This is a genomic window from Lawsonibacter sp. JLR.KK007 (genome assembly GCF_036941135.1).
Classification (GTDB): Bacteria; Bacillota; Clostridia; order Oscillospirales; family Oscillospiraceae; genus Lawsonibacter.
This window is the reverse complement of record NZ_JAYWSY010000001.1, coordinates 1,422,209-1,442,924: the sequence shown is the minus strand read 5'-3', so window position 1 is coordinate 1,442,924 and position 20,716 is coordinate 1,422,209. Positions and strand designations below refer to the sequence as shown.

Below are 20,716 nucleotides of genomic sequence, written 5' to 3'. Positions count from 1 at the left end.
ATGAACGGAGGTTTTCACAATGAGGAAAAAACTTTTTATGATCGGGCTGGCTGTCACACTCTGCCTGGGGCTGGTCATCCCTGCGGCGGCCGCAAGTCCGCCCTCCGACCAGGAGGCCGCAGCCGACTATGTGCGGGAGCGGGGCATCATGGTTGGGGACCAGAACGGGAACATGAATCTGGCCTCCAGCCTGAACCGCGCCGAGCTGGCCGTCCTGCTCACCCGGTTTCGCGGCGGAGTGGAGGAGTTGCAGGCCAATACCGCCTACTACGAGCGGGGCTGCAAATTCGTAGATGTCCCCGCCTGGGCCAAGCTTTATGTGGGCTACTGCGTCCGGAACAATCTGGTGGCCGGATATGACAAGCTCCATTATGGGGCGGCCGACCCGGTAACTCCCGCGGCGGCCTGCACGGTGATCCTGCGGGCCAGCGGCATTATGGACGGGGAAGGCAGCGTCTGGAGCTACGGAACCGCCTGTTCCTATGCCCTTGGCCTGGGCTGGATTGACGAACCCACCGCCCATGCGGAAAGCATCACCCGGGGCGAGATGGCGGTGCTGATCTACCGGGCGCTGACTGGTAGACATCCTGGGGATACGCCCTCTGCCAGTCAGAACACCGGGGACGGCTATCTAAGCAACGGAAAGCCTGTGACAGAAGAGAATGTGCTGGAGCTCCTGCGCCAGATCGAGAAGGAGTGGCCCCATGGCACGGTTTGGGGGACGCACAATACTCCGGGCACCCACAAAAACGAGGTGCCCAGCACCGCCGCCAACCGTATCATGGACGTCTACTGGGTGAGCGAGTATTACGGATGCAGCGGCTACGCCTCCATGGTCAGCTCTCTCATTTTTGGGGACAAGACCAACCCCGGCCGCAGAGTGGAGGACCTGTCACAGATTCGACCTGGAGACATCCTCTTCTGGGTGCGAAATAGTGACAACTCTATTTGGCACGTGTCGGTTGCACTGGAATCTCCTGATGAAATCCATGCATTTCATGAAACCGACGGCAACCACGGCGGGATCATCCGTTGGCCGAATCAGGAGAGCCAGTACAGCAAAAACAACTTAGATAGCTACCGGGGCGAAAACAGGGCCTACCGCCTTGAGGCATGGACCCGCTACCCGGAGGATGTGGCCTATACCGGAAACAGCGCGGGGGCGTGGTCCTCAGATGCCCTCAACTGACAGGTCTGACCGCCCAAGGGAGGGCAAACGCGCATCAAAAACCACCGATCCCCAAACCGAATCGTCCTGGCCGCAGAGCTGCGGCCAAAAGTCAAAGGACTGCACGATGATGTGCAGTCCTTCCTTTGTGCTCACAAATTGATTAAGGAGGAAACGCTTAATGTTGAAATCTCTCTCCCAGAGCATCAAAAACAAGTGGAGGCGAGCCCTTTCCGGCCTGTTGGCGGTGATCACCGTGGCTGGAATGCTCCCGGCCACCGCATTCGCCGCTGAGAGGACATCGGCTGGCTCAGCGGCCAGCACCCCCGTTTACGCCCCCACCGGTGATTTCGAGGTCAACATCGCCGGCGCCACTGGCTGGAACGGCACACACCAACCGCTGACCGTTTACAGCACTGAGAGCGGCAGCACGCAGACCACCACCATCCCTGCCTCGGGCGGGGCGGCCCCCCTCCCCTTCGCCCTGCTGGAGTACAGCGGCGGCGAGCGCGTCAAAGTCGGTCTGGCCGTTGATGACAGCGGCAGCGTGACCGGCTGGGAAGGCGGCAAACTTGGAAAGACCGGCTGGGTGGATAAGGAGGATATCCTTGTCAACCTGCCTGACATCCTGCCCGGCATCGCCTACAAGCGGGACGGCGGAAGGCAGTTTTCGTCCAGGCTGAGCCGGTATGAGTACGTCATTGCCGGCAACTTCGCTTTTGCTGAACAGCTGGCCCAGCTCCAGCGGGAGGCTATGTCGGACGGCGATACATTGGTCGTTCAGCAGTCCAGGCAGGATATCAGCATCCACCGGGCTAAGGGCGACGCCGGCCAGCTGTACCAGTACACGCTGGATGGCGCAGTCTATCCCAAGTATGAGGACTGGACGGAGTATGATGCCCCGGATGATACACTGGGGCTGCTCCGGTACGAGCTGTCCAACGCCATTGACCGGGCTTACAGCGTCATTCCCTATACGACGCTGACTGAGCTGTGCGCGAGCGGTATCAAGCGGGCTCCCATCAAAGCAAGCAGCTCCAATCCCACCGGCGGAACTGGCGGCCTCAATCCCGGCAGTCCCGGCGGTCAGAAGCCCACCACCAGCAATGTTGACTGGAGTACTGACCCTGAAAGAACCTTTTTGCGGTTTACCCTGATCGAGTTCCCCGAGGGCGTGGTAAAGGATATCGGCAACAACGATTACAGCACCTGGCACGTAGTCGGCACCCCCCTCAATGTCGTTTGGAGCGACGGCACCTATGAAAACTGGACTGCGGAACAGTGCCGGAGCAAAATCACATGGTTTAATTCCAGTGCCATGCAGTACAACGGCAGGGGCTCCAACGCGGCCCAGATGATGGCAGGTGGAACGGGCGGCGTTTATTCCTATGACGCCACCAGCGGCTACAATCAGCGTTGGGTCACCACGGCAGATGAATTTCAGAGGGAATCCGGGATCACCGACCAGCAGAAGGAGCAGATGTTCCACTGCAACAGCTCCAAGTGGTCTGCCAGCTGGATTGACGGCGACTACACCTCCATGTGGGGCACCGATCCCCAGCCTGTGACCCCTGGCAACCTATATAAAGTCTACAAGCCCAATGACGCTTTCCTGTACCTGCTGGGCCGGTTGAGTGAGAACAGCAGCGGAACCGGCTGGAGCAAGGATGACGCCATCGCCAAGTGGTCTGAGTACGTCCATGACGCCAGCGGCAACCTGCGGACCAAGTACCGGATCATCATTGAGACAGGCGGCGTGTTCGTTGACCCCGACGGTGTTCGCCGCGCCTATACCCTGCGGGAAATGATGGCCTATACGCTCTACAACAATGAAGCGGCCGTCAAGGGCAGCCTGATTCGGGACCAGTCCTCCACCATCCGCAACATGGCGCAGTGGATGCGGCAGTCCAAGGGCCAGTTCCTGGAGTATCCCCTGAACGGGGACGGCACTCCCACCGGCGAGGAGCTGTGCTCCACCAACGGCTATACCGAGGCGGACAGCTTTGTGGACAGCATCACGAAGGCCGCCAAGATCCGGGATACGATCTTTACCGAGCGGCGTTCCTATGGCCTGCACATCCTGTCCCCCTTCAACTTTGAGCGGCCGGAGCCCACAGGGACTTCCCTGGAAGTCACCAAGAAGTCTGGGGCATCTATTCCCGCTGGCAAGACATGGAGCTTCACTGTAACCTATACTGCGGGAAGTCCCTCCAACTATACAGCAAGGAAAAATAACACAGATTGTACGGATCAGGTGATTAACACTGGCAATGGTCTGAGATTTTCCCTGAAAGCCGATGAAACGATCCGTATTGTCTTTGATGCGGACGCCTCCTTCCGATTTGAGGTGCATGAGGATGACTCCTCCCAGCTGACCAATATTAGCGGCACCGGCGGCACCGCCGATATGTCCGCCAAAAAGTTTATCAGCAGCGGCGGCGCGTCCAAGGTGACATTCACCAATGGCACGACCATCACGGAGAAAAAGCCCGTCTATCTGAAGCTGAAGAAAATCGCGGCAAAAGATAAGCAGCCCCTCTCCGGCGCGGAGTTCTCCGTCTATGCGGACCCCTCCTGCACCGGGACCCCTCTGGCCGTGATGACCACCGGCTCCGACGGGACGGCGAGCACATCCGTCCCCAACATCGTCGAGGATGGCGGGAGCGTCACGCTGTATGTCAAGGAGACCAGAGCTCCCGCCGGCTGTACCCCGCTGGCCGCCCCCATTCCCGTGACCTGCAAGGCCCCGGAGAACTCCACTCAGGCAGGCGCGGCCCAGGTTGGCCCCGCCAGCGGCATTGAGAACGGCGGCATCCCTGAGCCCGGAAAGGCGCTCCTGTTTAAGCGGGACGCGCTGACCAACGCTGGGGTCGGCCCCGCCACCTTTAAGTTCTCCTCCGTCACCAACGGCGTCTATGAGTTTGACACCGATGAAGCCGGCGTGCTGGAGAGCGTCCAGTGGTGGGACCCCACCGAGGCGGCTGGTAAGTACATCAAGCCCGGAGAATATGCCGTGACAGAGCTGATTCCGCCCCCCAATTACGAGCCTACCACCGAAGTGCAGCAGATCAAGCTGGAGCTGGACGCCAACGGCAATCCCATTCCGGCTGGCCCGCTGGTGTTCAAAAATCTGGCGAAGGTCGGTTTGAAAATCCTGAAATATGACCGGCAGAGCCACAAGCCCATGAGCGGCGTCACCTTTGAGATTTTCCGCGACGGCGTTTCCCTGGGCCACTATGAGACGAACGGCAGCGGTGAGATCCTGCTGACCGGCATCGAACCCGGCACCTATCGGGCGGTCGAGGTAGACACCGGGGACGACAGCCATATCAAGGATACGGCTCCCCAGGAGATCGAGCTGACCGCCGGCTGCGGCGTCAAGGAGCTGTTTTTCTTCAACGATGTGCTGCCCGGCATGAAGCTGGTGAAGGTGGACAGCGCCGACCCCTCCAAGACCATCCCCGGCGTAAAATTCAGTATTCGGGCTGTGGATGGAAGCTACGGCCCCAAGGAGTTCGTCACAGACAGCAGGGGCGAGATCGACCTGAGCAAGCTGCCCGAGGGCTCCTACGAAGTGGTTGAACTGGAGTGTGCGGGCTATGTCATTGACAACGCCCAGCGCATCATCCATCTCCGGGCCAATGACACGGCGGAGTTCGTGTTCACCAACACAAAAAAGCCCGGCCTGCGGCTGGTAAAGACCAGCGCGGACGGGACGCCTCTGGACGGCGTTACCTTCAAAATCACCCCCATCGGGGACGCCAGCCACTCCATCGACCGCACCACCCAAAACGGCGGTGAGATTTTCGTGGAGGACCTGGAGCCTGGAATTTATTCTGTGGTAGAAACCTCCACGCTGCCGGATCACATCCTGGACAAGACCGAGTACCATGTGGAGCTGTCCCCCGGTAAGGTTTCCGAGCTGCGTCTGAGCAACGACAAGCGGCCCAGCTTGATTATCAGCAAACGGGACAAGGACACCGGTGATCCCATTCCCGGCGTTACCTTCACGCTGCGGGGCGCGGACGGCCCCACCATCACCACCAAGCCCACCGGGCCGGATGGGAAGGTGGTCATCACCGACCTCTTGCCCGGGGTGTTCACTGTAATTGAGCAGAGTGTTCCGGAGAATTACATCCTGGACACTACCCCTCAGACGGTGACGCTGTTCCCCAACAAGGAGGCCCAGGTGGAGTTCCAGAACTACCAGCGGCCCACCTTGAAAATCGTGAAGGTGGACATCAACGGCAAGCATCTGACCGGCGCGATCTTTGAGGTCAAGACCAAGGCCGGGGTAAAGATCGGGGACTTCCCGGTAAACGCAAACGGTGAGATTACGGTCCCTCAGAAGCACCTCACCGAAGGGTACTATATCATCACGGAAAAACAGGCCCCGGCCGGGTACATCCTGGATACCACGCCCCACGAGGTCTATCTGCGGCCCGGCAAGACCACTGAGGTCTCCATCGAGAATGAGAAGAAGCCCGGTCTCACCATCTATAAGGTGGATTCTATCGTCGGTGACGGAATTAAGGGCGCTAAATTTGAAATCTGGGTGTCCAAGGACAAGAACCAGAACGGCACCTATCAGCAGCTCACCAACAGCTTCTACTACTCGGACGAAAACGGGATCATCCACCTGGACAACTTGGATACTGGGTGGTACAAAATCGTCGAGGTGGAACCGCCCTCCGGCTTCATGCTCAAAGAGCCCTCCGAGCAGACCATCTATATCGAGCACGACACCTCGGTTGAGGTGACCTTTGAAAATATTCCCAAGTCCGCTCTCGTCATCCGGAAAATTGATTCCGACACTGGGGCCCCTCTGGCAAACGCCTGGTTCCGCGTCCGCTACCTGGGCGGGACCTCCGGCAGCGGCGGCACTATCATCGGGGAATATCAGACCTCCAGCAACGGGAACATCGTCATCACCGGGTTGGAGGCTGGAACATATGTTTGCGAGGAAATCTCGGCGCCCCATGGGTACGTCATGGACACCGCCCCGCAGACCGCCTACATCAGCGGCAAGGAGCAGGACTGCATCACTCTTACCTTTACCAACAGCAAGTACGGCTCCCTCCTGGTCAAGAAAATTGACAGCATCTCTCGTGAGCCGCTGAGCGACATTCAATTTTATATCACCACCAGCGACGGCAGTGTGGTAGGAAACGGCAACGGCTACTTTACCACTGACAGCGCGGGTACGATCCTGGTGTCCGACATCATGCCGGGCACGACGCTGGTCGTGAAGGAGACCCGTACCCGTCCCGGTTACATTTTAGACGATGTGCCGCAGACGGTCAAGATCGAGTCCAACGAGACCAAGACCCTGGAGTTCCGCAACCAGCCCACCGGCTCCCTTCTGATCCGGAAGGTGTGCAGTGTCAATCCCAGCGTGACCCTGGCGAACGCGGAGTTCAAGGTGACCTACTCCGATGGCAGCCTCATTGGCGATTCCAACGGGGTCTACCGCTCAGATGAAAACGGCGAGGTGCGCATCGAGGGCCTGACCCCCGGCAAGAGCGTTGTCATCACCGAAACCAAAGCCCCCGCTGGATTCCTGATCGACACCCAGTCCCAGACCGCTGTGATCCAGGCGGGAAAGACGGTCAGCGTGACCATGAAAAACCAGCCCAAGGGCCAGCTCATTGTCCAGAAACGGGACAGCCTGACCAACAAGCCGCTTCCCGGCGCGGAGTTCCGTATCACAACGGCGGCTGGCTGCGAGGTGGGCCTGGACGGTGTGATTGGCACCAGTACGCTCACCCAAAATGGGATTTTCACCACAGATAGCCAAGGTGAGATCCGCATCTCCAACCTCGCCCCAGGGGCGTATGTACTGTCCGAAATCAAGGCGCCGAACGGCGGATATGTGATCGACAATCCCTCCACAAACGTGGTGATTGGCCCCAACGGCGACACTCAAACGGTGATTGTGAAAAATTCCAAGGCTGGCGCACTGGTCATCGACAAACGGGATTCCGTCACCAATAAGCCCCTGGCCGGCGTGACCTTCAAGGTGACGACCGCCACCGGTGAGTTCGTCCCCGACGAAAACGGCCAGATCAGCAGCAACGGCATCTATATGACCGACCGGGACGGTAAAATCACCATCAACGGGGTGGTAGGCGCGCTGGTGGTAACCGAAGTCAAGACCATTCCCGGCTACACCATCGACCCCAACGAAAAAACGCAGACGGTAGTGGTCAACCCCAATGACGTTCAAACGCTCCATTTTTACAACACGCCCGGCACGACCCTCATTATCCGCAAGTTCATCGAGGGCACCGAGAATGAGCCTCTTTCCGGGGTCGCATTCAAGGTGATCGACGGCAGCGGCGCGGCGGTGGGTCCCGATGACGGAATCTACTACACAAACAAGGCTGGAGAGATCGTGCTGTCTGATGTGGAGCCCGGCACTACGGTGATCGCCCGCGAGATCAAAACGGTAGATGGGTTCGTGCTGGACGGCACTCCGCAGAAGATTCTGATTAAGGACGGTGAGGTGCAAAGTCTCACCTTCTGGAACAAGAGGGCTGGGACGCTGCTGATCGAGAAGCTGGATTCCGTTACCAAGGCCCCCCTGATGGGTGCTCAGTTCAAGGTCGTCTATGCGGACGGCCGGGTAGTGGATACTGAGGGCGGCAAGCTGTCGTCCAACGGTATCTATATTACGGACAGCAATGGTCAGATCAAGATTACCAATGTCACGGGGACCATTGTTGTGACTGAGGAAAAGTGTCCGGATGGCTATGTGCTCGGCTCCAATGACAAGAGCCAGACGGTTGTGGTCAATCCCCAGGATACGCAAACTCTCCGGTTTTACAACGACCCCCTGTGCAGTCTCACCCTGACGAAGCGGGATTCTGTCACCGGAAAGCCTGTCCCCAACACCGAGTTTACGGTCAGGGACGGGAATGGAAACCTGATTGGCCGCTACACCACTGGTAGGGACGGTACTGTGACCGTCACCGGCCTCGTGCCCGGAAGCACCGTCGTGGTGACGGAATCGAAGGTCCCCCAGGGCTATGTGCTCAATCCCACCCCGCAGACCATCACCCTGAAAAACGGCACAGGCAACAGCGTGGTCAGCGGCGGCTCCACCGGCAATACGGGCGGCTCGACGGGCAGCACCGGCACAGGCGGCGGCAACAATCTGGATTTTGAGAACGACCCCACCACGACCCTCACGATTCAGAAATTTGTGGAGGGCACAGACAACCAGCCCATGAAGGGCGTGGAGTTCCTGGTCACCGACAGCTCCGGTGCGGTGGTGGGCCCCAACAACGGCTACTACTACACCGATAAGGACGGCCGCATCACCATCTCCAACCTGGAGCCCGGAACGACCATCACCGCCCGGGAAACCAAAACTTTGGCGGGCTTCATCCTGGACGGCACCCCCCAGAGCATTAAAATCAAGGTGGGCGAGGGCCAGACGATGACCTTCTGGAACAAGAAGGCAGGCGGATTGGTCATCACAAAACTGGATGCCGTGTCCAAGGAGCCTTTGGCCGGAGTTCGCTTCAAGCTGACCTATTCCGACGGCACCAATGTGGACCAGGATGGCGGCAAGGTCTCCACCAACGGGATCTATGTGACCGACAGCAACGGCCAGATCAACGTCCAGGGTGTGACCGGCACCATCATCGCAACCGAAATTGAAACCATCCCCGGCTACATCATCGACCCCAACACCAAGTCCCAGACGGTGAAGGTCAACGCGGACGACACTCAGTACCTCACCTTTTACAACACCCCCACCCAGACTCTGGTGATTCAGAAGCTGGTGGAAGGGAGCAAGGACCAGGGTCTGGCCGGGGTAGAGTTCCTGGTTACGGACAGCAGCGGCGCTTTTGTGGGCCCGAACAACGGCATCTACAAGACCGACAAGTATGGCCGCATCACCATCTCTGACCTGAAGCCCGGCGCGGTCATCACCGCAAAGGAGACCAAGGCATTGGACGGCTATGTGCTGGACAGCACTCCGCAGAGCATTGAGATCAAGTCCGGTGAGGTACAGACTTTGATGTTCTACAACACCCCTGTCGGCGGTTTGGAGCTGATTAAGGTCTCCGAGAGCGACAAATCCCAGCGCATTAAGGGCGTGACCTTTGAGATTCGCAGGATGGACGGCGGGCTGGTGGACACCATTACTACCGGCGACAATGGCCGGGTGTTCCTGCCCATGGACGCCGGCGACTACTACGCTGTGGAAATCGAGGCGGCGGAGGGCTTCAAAATCGACAGCACGCCCCACTACTTCACCGTTCAGGACGGCAAGACTACCACCCTGACCGTGACCAACGCCCCCTTCTCTGGCATCATCATTCATAAGGTCAATTCTGTCACCGGCGAGGGAATTTACGATGTTAAATTCGCGCGCTTTGTTCCTTGACAATCTGCGTAGAAATACGCAATAAAACAAGGCAGATTTCGCAAGAAATCTGAACTCTATGCTTGATTCGGCAGGGGCAGAACCTGCCTGACCCGGTGTGACGGGTGACCAAAACTCTGATGCTCCGACGTGCGTCCATAGTGTCATATGGAACGTGCGAAGCTCGGTAAAGAGCGGAGGCGATATCTGAGACGGTATCGCGCCGCAGGAGGCTATAAATCGGTCATGTCCAGTATGTTTTGTTGCAACCGACATATGTCCTGAGAGTACGGCTCGTAAACGCCAGGATGATTATACAGCCATCCGCCCCCATGAGGGGTGCTGCCGCCGTTGAAATTTGAATTTGTGGAAAACGGCAGAAAACCATTAAGGTCGAATGTCTTTGGCAGAATATCACACAAGTCAAAGATGGCAGCCGGGTTAGAGGGACGGGCTAAAACCGATATGTAAAGCTAAAGCATAGGGAACAAAGGAACCATGGACGGCACTTCATCTTTTTGAAGTAAGTGGAGTGGCACCTCCGCCGCGCGGGTAGGAAATGACCCGCTAATCCATGGGGCAGCAGCCCGTAGTAGCGAGGATGTCCGCAATAATAAGGCGGACGGAGCGAAGGGGCATAGTCAGTGCAGATTCGTATGTGAACAGAAGGTCGAGGAAGCCGTAGGCATACCTGACTAAAACCAGAAACACCAATTCCGAAGGGAGGCGGTGCGTATGGCACAACAATTCGACTACCCGAAAACCGAAACGGAATTACGCAAGCTCCAAGATAAACTGTATCAGCACAGCAAAAAGGTCTATGACGAGGGCGGAAGGCCAGCGCTCAAGGGACTTCTGGAAATTATGTCAGCAGAAGCAACCATCATCACAGCAATTCACAACATCAAAAGTAACCACGGCAGTGAAACCCCCGGTGTGGACTCCAAAACCATGCGCGATTACCTGCAACACTCCCATTCGTGGGTCATTCGAGATATTCAAAGCGCGTTCAAGCACTTTGAGCCGCAGAAAATACGCCGGGTGTATATCGACAAACCAGGAAAAGCCGAAAAACGTCCGCTGGGCATTCCTACCATACGGGACAGAATCGTACAAGAGTGCATGAGGATTGTGTTAGAACCCATATTCGAAGCACAGTTCTTTGCCCATTCCTACGGTTTTCGGCCCATGCGGGACGCACCTATGGCATTGGAACGCGCAAAATTGCTTGTTCATCATACTGGCTACCATTGGATTGTCGAGGGTGATATCAGCAAATGCTTTGACCGTATTGACCACGCTATTCTCCTGAAACGTCTTTATCACATGGGGATAAGGGACAGACGGGTACTGCAAATCATCAAGGCAATGCTGAAAACCGGGGTCATGGATGAATGTGAGGTAAATGAGGAAGGTACGCCACAGGGAGGGTTAATTAGTCCCCTATTGGCAAATGTCTACTTGGACATCATGGATGAATGGATTACCAAGCAGTGGGAAATAAAGAAAACAGAATATCCATTCTCAAAACCCTACCGCAAGTACAAAGGTCTGCGTAGAACGGCCTTGATTCCAGGATTCCTCGTCCGATACGCAGACGACTTCATAATCATCACAGACACACGCGCTCATGCCGAGGACTGGAAAAAACGACTGCAAATATTTCTCCACAGCAAAATGAAGCTGACACTATCCCCAGAGAAAACGCTGATAACAGATATCCGAAAAAAGTACATCAAATTCCTTGGCTATGAATACAAGGTGGTTCCGGGAAAAGCGCGAAAAGGCTATATTCCAAGAACGATTCCAGAAAGAGACAGATTAAGGCGGAAAACTGACAAGATTGCTCATGACATCAAGAAAATCCCGCACTATTACAGCCGGGAACAAATGGTGGACGCAATCAATCGCATCAACAGCCAAATCAGGGGAATTATCCAATATGATCAATGCTGTACCTGGGTGAACATTTCCATGAAGAAGTATAGCAGGAGGCTACAATTCGTTGCCAGACGCCGCCTGACGCAGTACAAGGGAAAGTGGATTCCTGCAAATCAAACGCAAAATCTTCCCCGTGTTCATCAGCAGTATAAGCAAAAGATACCCTCCATGAAATATCGCGATATTTATATCGGTTTTACCGCACTTTCCTTTTGCAAATGGGAGAAAACTATCCCCAAAAAGGAGGAAGAGACGCCCTACACTGAAGCTGGCAGGCAACTTTTCTTTGAGCGCACGAAAAAGAAGCGTATACACGCTCGCCTTGATGAAATGTACTCGGAAAAATCGGCCAGAGCAACCAGATATGGGCAATGGGGAAAACTTAACAACTTTGAGTTTATTATGAATCGGGCCTACGCGCTCAACCGTGACAAACTCAAGTGCCGGGTTTGCGGCGGCTGGCTTATTTCCAGTATGCCATGGGCACACCGGGTCAACCCAAATCTCCCATTGAATAAGGTAAATCGTGTCAACAATCTGATATCCCTGCACAAGAAATGCCTCGACGCAGTTAATAACCCGAACTATGATATAAGCGAGTTTGATGCAAAAGCACAGAAGAAAATTATCGGTTATAGGGAAAAACTGGTTCCTTCACATACACGCAACAAATAATCTGCATTGATGGAGCGCCGTGTGCGGTGAAAGTCGCACGCACGGTGCGAAGCGGGGGAAAATCCGCTCTGACTGCTGTCCTCTTATGAGGGCAGTAAAAGCGGCGGATTACCTATCGCTATCTGGTCTATGACCAGAATAAGAACCCCATCGGGGAGTATTCCACCGATAATGAGGGGTACATTTACATCGACGACCTCACTGTGCAAGGCAAGGGCAAGCTGTTTATCCGCGAGCTGGAGGCCGCCCCCGGCTATGAACTGGACAAGGAATATAAGACCGTCTATGTCCAGCCGGGCAAGACCATTGAGATCGAGTGGAAGAATACTCCGATTACCGGCCAGTTCCAGATCCACAAGTATGCCGCCGAGTACAACGAGGTCACCGGCACACCCGCCGGCGCTCCCCTCCAGGGGGCTGTCTACGAAATCAGCGAGGCCCGCAGCGGAAAAGTAGTGGACTACATCACCACAGACGCCCGGGGTGTCGCCGCTTCCAAGCCCCTGCCTTTGGGTCGATACAAAATCGTCGAGGTGACCGCTCCCGCCTATTGGCAGGTCAGCGGCACGGTCTTCGACGAAACTCTGGAATATTCCGGCCAGATCATCAAAGTAAGTGACTACGATAAGCCCTCCAACCTGGGCGTGGTCATTACCAAGCGGGGCAACGCTGAGGCACTGGCGGGAAGTCAGATGCGCTACGACTTCACTGTGGCGAACACCAGCAACGTGCCGCTTGAGAACTATTATTGGCATGATCGCATTCCCACCGACGCGGCTCGGGCGACCATCTTCACCACCGGCACCTACAGCGCCCGGCTGAACTACCGTATCCTCTACAAGACAAACTACTCCGCCACCTATCAGGTGCTGGCGTCCAACCTGATCACCAGCAGCAACTATTCCTTCAGCCTGAACGCCATCCCCACCCAGGCCGGGGAGTATGTCACGGACATCTATCTGGATTTTGGCAAAGTGCCTGTGGGCTTCCAGTCGGTAGCCAATCCCACCCTGACGGTGCAGGTGCTGGGCACTGTCGCCAACGGCTACCAGATCGTGAACCGGGCCGATGTGGGCGGCAAGTACCAGGGCACCTGGCAGACTGCGCAGGCCACCTGGGTCACCATTGTGCGTAAGCTGACACCGAATATTCCTTTGCCCAAGACTGGCTACTAAACCAACAAGCGGGGCGGCTCTCTAAAATGGGAGCCGCCCTATTACACTCTCAGCTGTTACTGCTCGTTTTTTATCAACATAGCAATGAATTTAGACAACTGCTCCTCAAATGTCTCGCTTTCGTTCAGCGCAGCAAGGATTCGATTAGCCTGCTCCATAGGCGGTTCATTTTTTTGGACTGGCAAGTGGACGGAAGCGATAAATCCACTGATGACCGCCCCCACTTCCCTGGCCCATGCGTTGGCGATCAAGTCACTTGTATTGGTTGGATTCTCGCCGTATTCCACAACGATCTCCATAATTTTATTGCTGTCAATTCCCACTGCCGTGGCAGGCAGCCGGAATGACAGAGCATTGATTATGTTCAGATCAGTTTCTACGAAATCAGGGAACTTGGCAGACATCATAAGCATCTCCTAAATATGTATGTTAATGGCTATGATAACAGGAAAGTGACAGGTGATATAAAATTGAACGTAGAATCTACATTTGAAATCCTCCGCCGGGAGCAGCTTCTCATTGACCACGCGCCCCACAGCGTACAGTTTCAGGACCTGACCGGCAGCCTGCTCCGCGTTTTTTCCGCCGCCGCAGTCATTCCGCCGCTGACTGTATCGGAGATACGGATGTATGCGGCCTTGGCCCTGCTCCACGACGTCGGCAAGCGGGCCATCCCTTCGGAAATCCTCGACAAACCCGGTCCTCTGACCAAAGAAGAATTTGAGGTGATGAAAACCCATACCACACAGGGGTGTGACCTGCTGGAGCGGATGCCGGAGCTGCGGGAGTGCGAGGTGTTTTCCCAGATTTGCGACGTATGCCGCCACCACCATGAGCGGTGGGACGGCGGCGGTTATCCGGACGGGCTGGAGGGAGACAACATTACCCCATGGGTGCAGGCGGTGGGACTGGCAGACGCTTTTGACGCCCTGATTCACCGGCGGGTGTACAAACCGGCCTACCCGCCGGAGCAAGCTAGTGAGATGATATTGACCGGGGCCTGCGGCATCTTTAATCCGCTGCTTCTGGCCTGCTTCGCCCAGCACATCGGCGCAATCTCCAGAGCGGTCTATTCCTCTGCTGTTTGAGTGCGTCTCTTTTTATGTTTGGGCGCAACGCTGTCATAGCTCAGCTCCAGCAACGGGAATATCTGGTCATCTGAAACGGAGTCGTTAAGCAGAATCGAGATCCAGTGGTTCTTGTTCATATGGTAGGCGGGGCGAAATCCTTTCTCTGCCAACAGAGAACCGACCATAATTGTGCCGCATTTCACATTCATTACATCAACAAGGTCCTCACCTGAGAGACCGAGCTTGTTGGCGGGTACATCCATAATGATGGCATACCATTTTTTGCTCGCGGGGTGACGGAATACCGCGCTACCTGGGCTGTCCGCCCAAAGGTATTCCGCCTCTGTTCCATAGGTCTCCCGGATATACTGCGTGATCCGCTCACGCTGAGATATTTGGCTCATGGCTCTGCTCCTTAAATCTCCCGTGGCTCCTTCAGGCGTTCCTCATATTCCTGCCGCTCCGCTTCGTCTGCTAGCCGGACGGCATACTTCCCGCAGTCGGGACACTGCTCCGGCTGGCTGACGCGGCTGAAAATAAAGTGGCAGTTATCGCAAGTGTAAATCATTTCTATCACCTGCGACATTATAGCAGAATAATCACTATCATACAAGGTCAGGAGGTATCTAAGACTGAACAATCAAGAAAAAAGCAGCCTGTCTCAAATGGCCGGCACCGCCCACACCATCCACGGAGCCATCAAGACTGGCAAGGCCATCTCCGCCGCCGCAAAGGGGGCCGCAGTAGGCGGGCCATACGGGGCCGCGGCCGGGCTGGTCCTGGGAGCGGGGCGGCACGCCGGGAAGTTCCTTGCGGTCGCCGCTGTGCTGCTCATGCTCCCGATGCTGTTCCTGCTCATGCTGCCATCCCTGATTTTCGGTGGCCTGACCAGCAGCGGCAGCTCCAGCCAGCCCATCCTCAACGACAACACCGCCATTGTCCAGAACGTGAACGACATCGCCTTTGCGGTCAATGAGGTGCTGGGCGAAGGCATCACCGACACAGAGGCCCGGATCGCCCAGGACTTTGCAACGACGGGTGGCGACAACTACGAGATCGTCAACCCCTATGCCAGCGATATGACCAGCAACACCAACTCCTTTATCGCCCAATACTGCGCTGCCAAGGGAGAGAGCTGGGACACCATCTCCCTGGCCGATATGCAGGCCATTTTGCGGCAGGGCAAGAGCAATCTGTACTCCTACACCCGCACCAGCGAGACCCGGACGGTGGAGGACGACGACCCGGACACCTCGGACGTGGTGGAGACCAAAACAGAGACCTGGTACATCTATACTCTCTCCTACAATGGGGAGGGCTATTTTGCGGACAACGTGTTTCATCTCACCGAGGATCAGAAATCGCTGGCCGGCGACTATGCCCAGAACCTCAGCCTGTTCCTGGGCGATGGGCTGTTTCAGTACACAGAGTACGGCGGCACCACGATTGCCTCTCTGGGAGACGTCCGCTTTACAGACGGGGCCACAGAGGTGGTCTACTTCAACCAGCTGGACGAACGCTGGGCCAACAAGCCCTACGGCACCGACAACATCGGCGGCTACGGCTGCGGCCCCACTTCCATGTCCATTGTGGTGTCCTCACTGACAAGCGACATTGTGGATCCGGTTGAGATGTCGGAGTGGGCCTATAAAAACGGCGGTTGGTGCAGCAAGAGCGGTTCCTACCATTCCCTGATTCCCAGCGCGGCCAAGGCGTGGGGCCTGACTGTGGAGGGCTGTACGGCCTCCGAGCCCCAGCGCATCCTGGACGCCCTGAGCAGCGGTAAGCTGGTGGTCGCCATTATGACTAAGGGGCACTTTACCACCGGCGGACATTTCATCGTCCTCCGCGGGGTACAGGACGGGAAAATCCTGGTGGCTGACCCCGCCAGCTATAAGCGGAGCGGGAAGCTGTGGGACCTGTCCATCATACTCAACGAGGCCAGCAAAGGAGCGGCAGCGGGCGGGCCTTTCTGGATCATTGGTGCGCCATAAAAGCAGTCATTAAGCGATTTATCCCCCAAGGAGGTTGATGAAATGGGGCATAAAATCAATGAATCCCCCAAAACGATACGGCTTGTGTCAAAAGAATTCAAGCATTCCATACAATATGTGAATGAGGTGACCGAGGGCGGAAATGGAGCGGCCACATACGACCTGTCCGGCGATATCCTAAGACGGCGAAAAGCAGCTACTCTGGCCTATCTGGAGACAGCAAGATTCCGATATGCAGAGAAGTATCCTGAACTGGATATTGATGTCGAATGGGCAAGGCTGTGCGCTGCACCTGCTGACTCTGTAAATATGGTCGATGAGGAATGTCATATTTCTTTGGCTGCAGCTCTCTGGTTTCTGGATGTATTTTGCGAGTGCAGCAATAGCCGTGTCATCCATGAATATCTGCCCGAGGATAAAGGTAAGTACCTGTATGTCGAGGATTATACAGAGCCGCGCTACGATGAGGCGGTTATACGAAAAACACTCCAGTTGATTGTGGAGCGGAATGGCGGTCATAGCCAGAGTTATGGTCTGATCAGCGGTGCCGCAGCCCGGCGTCGCTGTTCTGGGGTGTGGACAGCATCTAAAAACCTTGTTACAGACAGGGAGCGTTTTGACACACTGATGTCGATGCTCCCGTCAGGTCTGGTCGAACAGATTTCCGCAAACTTTGAGGTCAGAATGTGGGACTATATCGACCGGTATTTTGCCTGCATGGCGGAGTATGCCCGTAAAGAGCGGCGCGCCAGGAGCGTGGTCAGGCAAATCTCGGACGAATGTAACCAGCAATACCGCGAGGCCGGAGGCATCTGTTTGGAAGATCTGACTCACAGAGGCTCTTCCCAATACCCGTTTGCATCTCCTCCGGAGAGCCAGCCCTCTGTCCACCCGGTCGTATTGTCCTTCCAGCGGGAAAAACGGCTGGAAGAAATCGAGACGCTGGCGAAAACGGGGTTGGAAAAGCAGGATGAGGCGGACAGGCTTACCTTTGACCACTATGATCTGCGGCTATATGCCTATCTGCTGCCGGTTATGGAGGGCGAGCTTATTGCGAATTGGGGAAAGCGGTATCCTCCGGAGATACGGCAGATTATGGAGGGGCTTACCGTAGATGACCCGTATGAAACCTGTTTTGCGTTCTTGTGTATGGTAGAAGCCGGGAGCGACCTGCCCTGGCTGTATTCGCCGGCTCTGGCTGTGCTGATGGCCGCTGTTGCGAAACTGCCTTGGTATATGGCGGCGCCCGGTATCCCTGGTCTGTATGAGATTTGCTATGGAGATGGAGAGGCGGATGTAAACGATGGCTCCTTTGATCTTGCGACCTCATGGGGGCCGTATGAGAAAAGAGCTGGTCTGTATGAACTGCAATACCGGCCGGATATTATGCCCCACCCTTTGGACCCGGAGGGGCCATACAGGGCTGTCAATCTACCGCAGTTGGTATTCGGATTGACCGGGCTGATTATGCCGCGCCACGTCTCCATATCCGACAAGGCGGCGGAGGCATTGACGCGGGCTGGCATCCCGGAGGCAGAAGTTCCCGTATGGGAGAAATATCTGCATCTTGTCGAAGAATTTCAGATGGGACGCTTTATAATTGAAAACAATCTGCTGACGGGCATGATGGAGGCCGCCGCAGAGAATGCCGAGGCTGAAGATTCAGCGGCCTTGCAAGAGATGTCCAAACGGGTACAGGAATTGGAAACACAGCTTGCCCAAACCTGGGACGCCCTGCATACGGCTGAGAAAGCTGTCAAGGCGGGGCAGGCGGAACTGGCGCAGGCCAAGGCCGAGGCCAGCAGTGAGCGTCAAGAACTGATTGACCTGCGGGAGCTGGTGTTTTACCAAACCTCCGGACAAGAGCCGGAGTCGGAAGTATCACAGGGGATTCAATTTCCCTATCAGGCCAGGCAGCGCACGGTGGTTTTCGGCGGCAGCGATAACTGGCTGAAGGCAATCCGCCCCCTGCTCCCAGGCGTCAACTTTATCAGGCGTGATATCAGTCCCAGCGCGGACTTGATCCGCCGGGCGGATATTGTTTGGATTCAGACCAACTACATTGCCCATTCCTACTACTACAAGGTGGCCGAGATTGCCCGAAACAGCGACGTCCCCATCCGGTACTTTACTTGCACAAACGCCGCCAGATGCGCGGAACGCCTTGCGGCGGCTGACCAGCAGACTGATAACATATAGGGGCTGTTGGTTACAGGCGGGACAATTTTCTGCGCCTGAATTTGTTTACAAAAAATTCACAATTTTTGATGCCCTTTTTTCCTTCGAGCGGTGCGTATTAAAGCAGTTGATAAATTTGGGGTAGTCTCTCAACCCCCGACAAAACTGAATCAGTCCATCCCATCTATGGGGGGAACTGACGAAACGCAGCGTGAAGAAAGGAAGTGCGCATATGAAACAAATCAACATCAGCTGCCCCTATTGCGGGGCGAACGCGGTTCGCCGTTCTGCTCAGGTAGTTCGGCAGGGTGCGGCTCCCGGCGAGGAGGTTTATGTCTGCGCCCGGTACCCGGTCTGCGACGCCTATGTGGCCGCCCATCGAGACAGCCGGCTGCCTATGGGAACGCTGGCGAACCGGAAACTCCGGCAGATGCGCCGGAACGCCCATCTTGTCCTGAACCGGCTGTGGGAGGATGGCTACATGAGTAAAAAGGAAGCCTATCGCTGGCTTCAGGTGCAGCTGGGCCTGCCGGAATCTGAGGCCCACATTGCCCGTTTCTCTGAGTACCGATGTATGCAGGTCATCCGCTTGTGTGACAGCTTCACCGGAGCAGCCTGCAAGGCGGCGTAAAGGAGGGAATGCAGAATGAAAGAAAATATTATACTGACCGCCGAACAGCAGACGCTTGTGGAAGAGCATATGCAGATAGTCCACTGGGTCATTCACCGGCATATTGATGTCAACGAAAGCGTCTGCGGTATGGGCTATGACGACCTCTACCAGGAGGGCTGCGTGGCCCTATGCCATGCGGCTATGTCCTATGACGCACAGGCTGGGGCGCGGTTTGACACATACGCTGGTACGGTTGTCCGCAATCATCTCCTGGATCACTGTCGCTCGCTTCAGGCAAAATGCAGGAAAGCCCCCGTGGTTTCCATTGATGAATGCGGGGAGGATGGTGCTCCAAAGGATTGCCTGATCTCCTGCGATGACGCAGACCGGCAAATGGACAGGATCTTCCTGGAACAGCTTTTAGAGCATGGCCGGCGCAGCTATACCGGCACGGCTCTGCTGGGCATTGAGGCGATGGAACTGAAGGTGAAAGGCTATACCGGAACTGACATTGCACGGCTCTATGGAGTCAAGCCGACTCTTGTGGGAGCATGGATTTCCCGAGCCGCCGAGAAATTAAGAAAGGACGCCGCTCTCATTGATGAGGGCGGCGTCCTTTTTGCTTTATCTGTGCAAAAAACGTGAGCATTGATTGACGAAATTGGTCTGAGGCTGTATAATCTGGAATATGTTTGCAAGCGGAAATGGGGTAAAGAAATCATGCCAATCAATAAAAATGCACTGAAAGCGGCGTTAACTTCAAAGGGCAATTTCATTTGCCATGATATAGCGAGCGTTGCTTTGGATCTGAATACTACGCTTGCGGACACGGAAATGCTGGTTGGCGCGTGTGTCAACCGACAGGCAATCCCTTTCATACTGTGGAATGATTTTTTTAACCAGTCCGGTACGCTTGCGCCAAAAAATGGGAAACGGCAATATCGCTATAAATGGGGCGATAAAGTTTTTGTGGATTTTGGATGCGCCAATATTCAGACAGAAATTTCTTTTCCCCACCCGGCTATTGTGCTTTACAATTTCTCTAATACTGTTATTGTTGCCCCAACTACCTCAGATGACAATCCGACTTTCTCTGATGACATTGAATCTGTGATTATCAAAGTGGAGAAAGACGGCAGGATATTCCCTAAAGATACTGTCATCAATCTCCACCAAATCAAGGCCGTACACAAGGAGCGCATCATCAGCAACCTGAAATGCAATGTGCGCGATTACACTGTCGGATCTTCTGAAATTCAGAGGCTGAATAGGGTTGAACAAAAGCCAATCTTTTCCGATGGCATTGACCTTTTGACCTGTATCCGTATAAAGCTGGCCGCCATGTTTGCCTCGCAGTATGTCCAAAGCATCCTCGCAGAAAACGAGGCAGCAAATGAGAAGGTCAAAGCACAGGCGGAGCAGCTTGTGGAGAAAGATGCCGAGATCGCCCGGCTTCAAGCCAAACTGGACGCTCTTATGAAGGATTCAGGCAATAAAGGCTGATTTCTGCATATACTGATGTAGG

The 20,716-nt window shown here is 55.6% G+C and carries 13 protein-coding genes; 10 read left to right on the top strand and 3 right to left on the bottom strand.

Features of this window, described 5'->3' with window-relative positions; all coding sequences use genetic code 11:
* The first annotated feature begins 19 nt into the window (after nucleotides 1-19).
* The 4 genes from VV088_RS07935 to VV088_RS07920 all read left to right on the top strand — a co-directional run bounded on the left by VV088_RS07935 (nucleotide 20) and on the right by VV088_RS07920 (nucleotide 13,336).
* Nucleotides 20-1,189 carry a hypothetical protein gene (locus VV088_RS07935; RefSeq protein WP_334600169.1) on the top strand — a complete coding sequence of 390 codons (1,170 nt, stop codon included), beginning with the start codon at nucleotides 20-22 and terminating at the stop codon, nucleotides 1,187-1,189.
* A gap of 160 nt (nucleotides 1,190-1,349) precedes the next feature.
* Entirely contained in the window at nucleotides 1,350-9,566 is an 8,217-nt protein-coding gene (locus tag VV088_RS07930) for a SpaA isopeptide-forming pilin-related protein (RefSeq protein WP_334600168.1), read from the top strand.
* Nucleotides 9,567-10,280: 714 nt separating this feature from the next.
* Nucleotides 10,281-12,161 carry a group II intron reverse transcriptase/maturase gene (gene ltrA / locus VV088_RS07925; protein ID WP_334599178.1) on the top strand — a complete coding sequence of 627 codons (1,881 nt, stop codon included), beginning with the start codon at nucleotides 10,281-10,283 and terminating at the stop codon, nucleotides 12,159-12,161.
* A gap of 107 nt (nucleotides 12,162-12,268) precedes the next feature.
* Nucleotides 12,269-13,336, top strand: coding sequence for an MSCRAMM family protein (locus VV088_RS07920; protein WP_334600474.1), 1,068 nt, complete (start codon nucleotides 12,269-12,271; stop codon nucleotides 13,334-13,336).
* Between the two features lie 56 nt (nucleotides 13,337-13,392).
* Here the strand turns inward: VV088_RS07920 and VV088_RS07915 are convergent, their stop codons facing one another.
* Entirely contained in the window at nucleotides 13,393-13,743 is a 351-nt protein-coding gene (locus tag VV088_RS07915; RefSeq protein WP_334600167.1) for a hypothetical protein, read from the bottom strand.
* A 63-nt stretch (nucleotides 13,744-13,806) separates the two neighbouring features.
* On the opposite strand from VV088_RS07915, the gene VV088_RS07910 reads away from it, so the two are divergent.
* Nucleotides 13,807-14,424 carry an HD-GYP domain-containing protein gene (locus tag VV088_RS07910; protein WP_334600166.1) on the top strand — a complete coding sequence of 206 codons (618 nt, stop codon included), beginning with the start codon at nucleotides 13,807-13,809 and terminating at the stop codon, nucleotides 14,422-14,424.
* Here VV088_RS07910 and VV088_RS07905 read toward each other — a convergent pair.
* A complete protein-coding gene (locus VV088_RS07905) occupies nucleotides 14,406-14,810 on the bottom strand; it encodes an MmcQ/YjbR family DNA-binding protein (protein ID WP_334600165.1) in 405 nt (134 codons plus the stop codon). The two genes, VV088_RS07910 and VV088_RS07905, sit on opposite strands and share 19 nt — an antisense overlap.
* Nucleotides 14,811-14,821: 11 nt before the next feature.
* Nucleotides 14,822-14,974 carry a hypothetical protein gene (locus VV088_RS07900; RefSeq protein ID WP_334600164.1) on the bottom strand — a complete coding sequence of 51 codons (153 nt, stop codon included), beginning with the start codon at nucleotides 14,972-14,974 and terminating at the stop codon, nucleotides 14,822-14,824.
* A 97-nt stretch (nucleotides 14,975-15,071) separates the two neighbouring features.
* Between VV088_RS07900 and VV088_RS07895 the strand changes: the two genes are divergently transcribed.
* From VV088_RS07895 to VV088_RS07875, 5 genes are all read left to right on the top strand, one after another.
* The gene (locus tag VV088_RS07895; RefSeq protein WP_334600163.1) at nucleotides 15,072-16,400 is read left to right on the top strand and encodes a C39 family peptidase; all 1,329 of its coding nucleotides are present in this window, start codon (nucleotides 15,072-15,074) and stop codon (nucleotides 16,398-16,400) included.
* Between the two features lie 42 nt (nucleotides 16,401-16,442).
* Complete coding sequence (locus VV088_RS07890) at nucleotides 16,443-18,599, top strand: hypothetical protein (RefSeq protein ID WP_334600162.1); 2,157 nt, start codon at nucleotides 16,443-16,445, stop codon at nucleotides 18,597-18,599.
* Nucleotides 18,600-18,810: 211 nt separating this feature from the next.
* Nucleotides 18,811-19,209 carry a zinc-finger-containing protein gene (locus tag VV088_RS07885; protein WP_334600161.1) on the top strand — a complete coding sequence of 133 codons (399 nt, stop codon included), beginning with the start codon at nucleotides 18,811-18,813 and terminating at the stop codon, nucleotides 19,207-19,209.
* A gap of 15 nt (nucleotides 19,210-19,224) precedes the next feature.
* Nucleotides 19,225-19,836, top strand: a complete 612-nt coding sequence (locus VV088_RS07880) for a sigma-70 family RNA polymerase sigma factor (protein WP_334600160.1) — start codon at nucleotides 19,225-19,227, stop codon at nucleotides 19,834-19,836.
* A 75-nt stretch (nucleotides 19,837-19,911) separates the two neighbouring features.
* Nucleotides 19,912-20,694 carry a type II toxin-antitoxin system PemK/MazF family toxin gene (locus VV088_RS07875; protein ID WP_334600159.1) on the top strand — a complete coding sequence of 261 codons (783 nt, stop codon included), beginning with the start codon at nucleotides 19,912-19,914 and terminating at the stop codon, nucleotides 20,692-20,694.
* The last annotated feature ends 22 nt before the right edge of the window (nucleotides 20,695-20,716 follow it).

What these genes read in the sequence shown, in the direction of transcription:
- VV088_RS07890 (WP_334600162.1), top strand. Translation starts at nt 16,443, where the DNA reads ATGGGGCATAAAATCAATGAATCCCCCAAAACGATACGGCTTGTGTCA.
- VV088_RS07930 (WP_334600168.1), top strand. Translation starts at nt 1,350, where the DNA reads ATGTTGAAATCTCTCTCCCAGAGCATCAAAAACAAGTGGAGGCGAGCC.
- VV088_RS07905 (WP_334600165.1), bottom strand. Translation starts at nt 14,810, where the DNA reads ATGAGCCAAATATCTCAGCGTGAGCGGATCACGCAGTATATCCGGGAG.
- VV088_RS07935 (WP_334600169.1), top strand. Translation starts at nt 20, where the DNA reads ATGAGGAAAAAACTTTTTATGATCGGGCTGGCTGTCACACTCTGCCTG.
- VV088_RS07915 (WP_334600167.1), bottom strand. Translation starts at nt 13,743, where the DNA reads ATGATGTCTGCCAAGTTCCCTGATTTCGTAGAAACTGATCTGAACATA.
- VV088_RS07875 (WP_334600159.1), top strand. Translation starts at nt 19,912, where the DNA reads ATGCCAATCAATAAAAATGCACTGAAAGCGGCGTTAACTTCAAAGGGC.
- ltrA (WP_334599178.1), top strand. Translation starts at nt 10,281, where the DNA reads ATGGCACAACAATTCGACTACCCGAAAACCGAAACGGAATTACGCAAG.
- VV088_RS07900 (WP_334600164.1), bottom strand. Translation starts at nt 14,974, where the DNA reads ATGATTTACACTTGCGATAACTGCCACTTTATTTTCAGCCGCGTCAGC.
- VV088_RS07880 (WP_334600160.1), top strand. Translation starts at nt 19,225, where the DNA reads ATGAAAGAAAATATTATACTGACCGCCGAACAGCAGACGCTTGTGGAA.
- VV088_RS07885 (WP_334600161.1), top strand. Translation starts at nt 18,811, where the DNA reads ATGAAACAAATCAACATCAGCTGCCCCTATTGCGGGGCGAACGCGGTT.
- VV088_RS07895 (WP_334600163.1), top strand. Translation starts at nt 15,072, where the DNA reads ATGGCCGGCACCGCCCACACCATCCACGGAGCCATCAAGACTGGCAAG.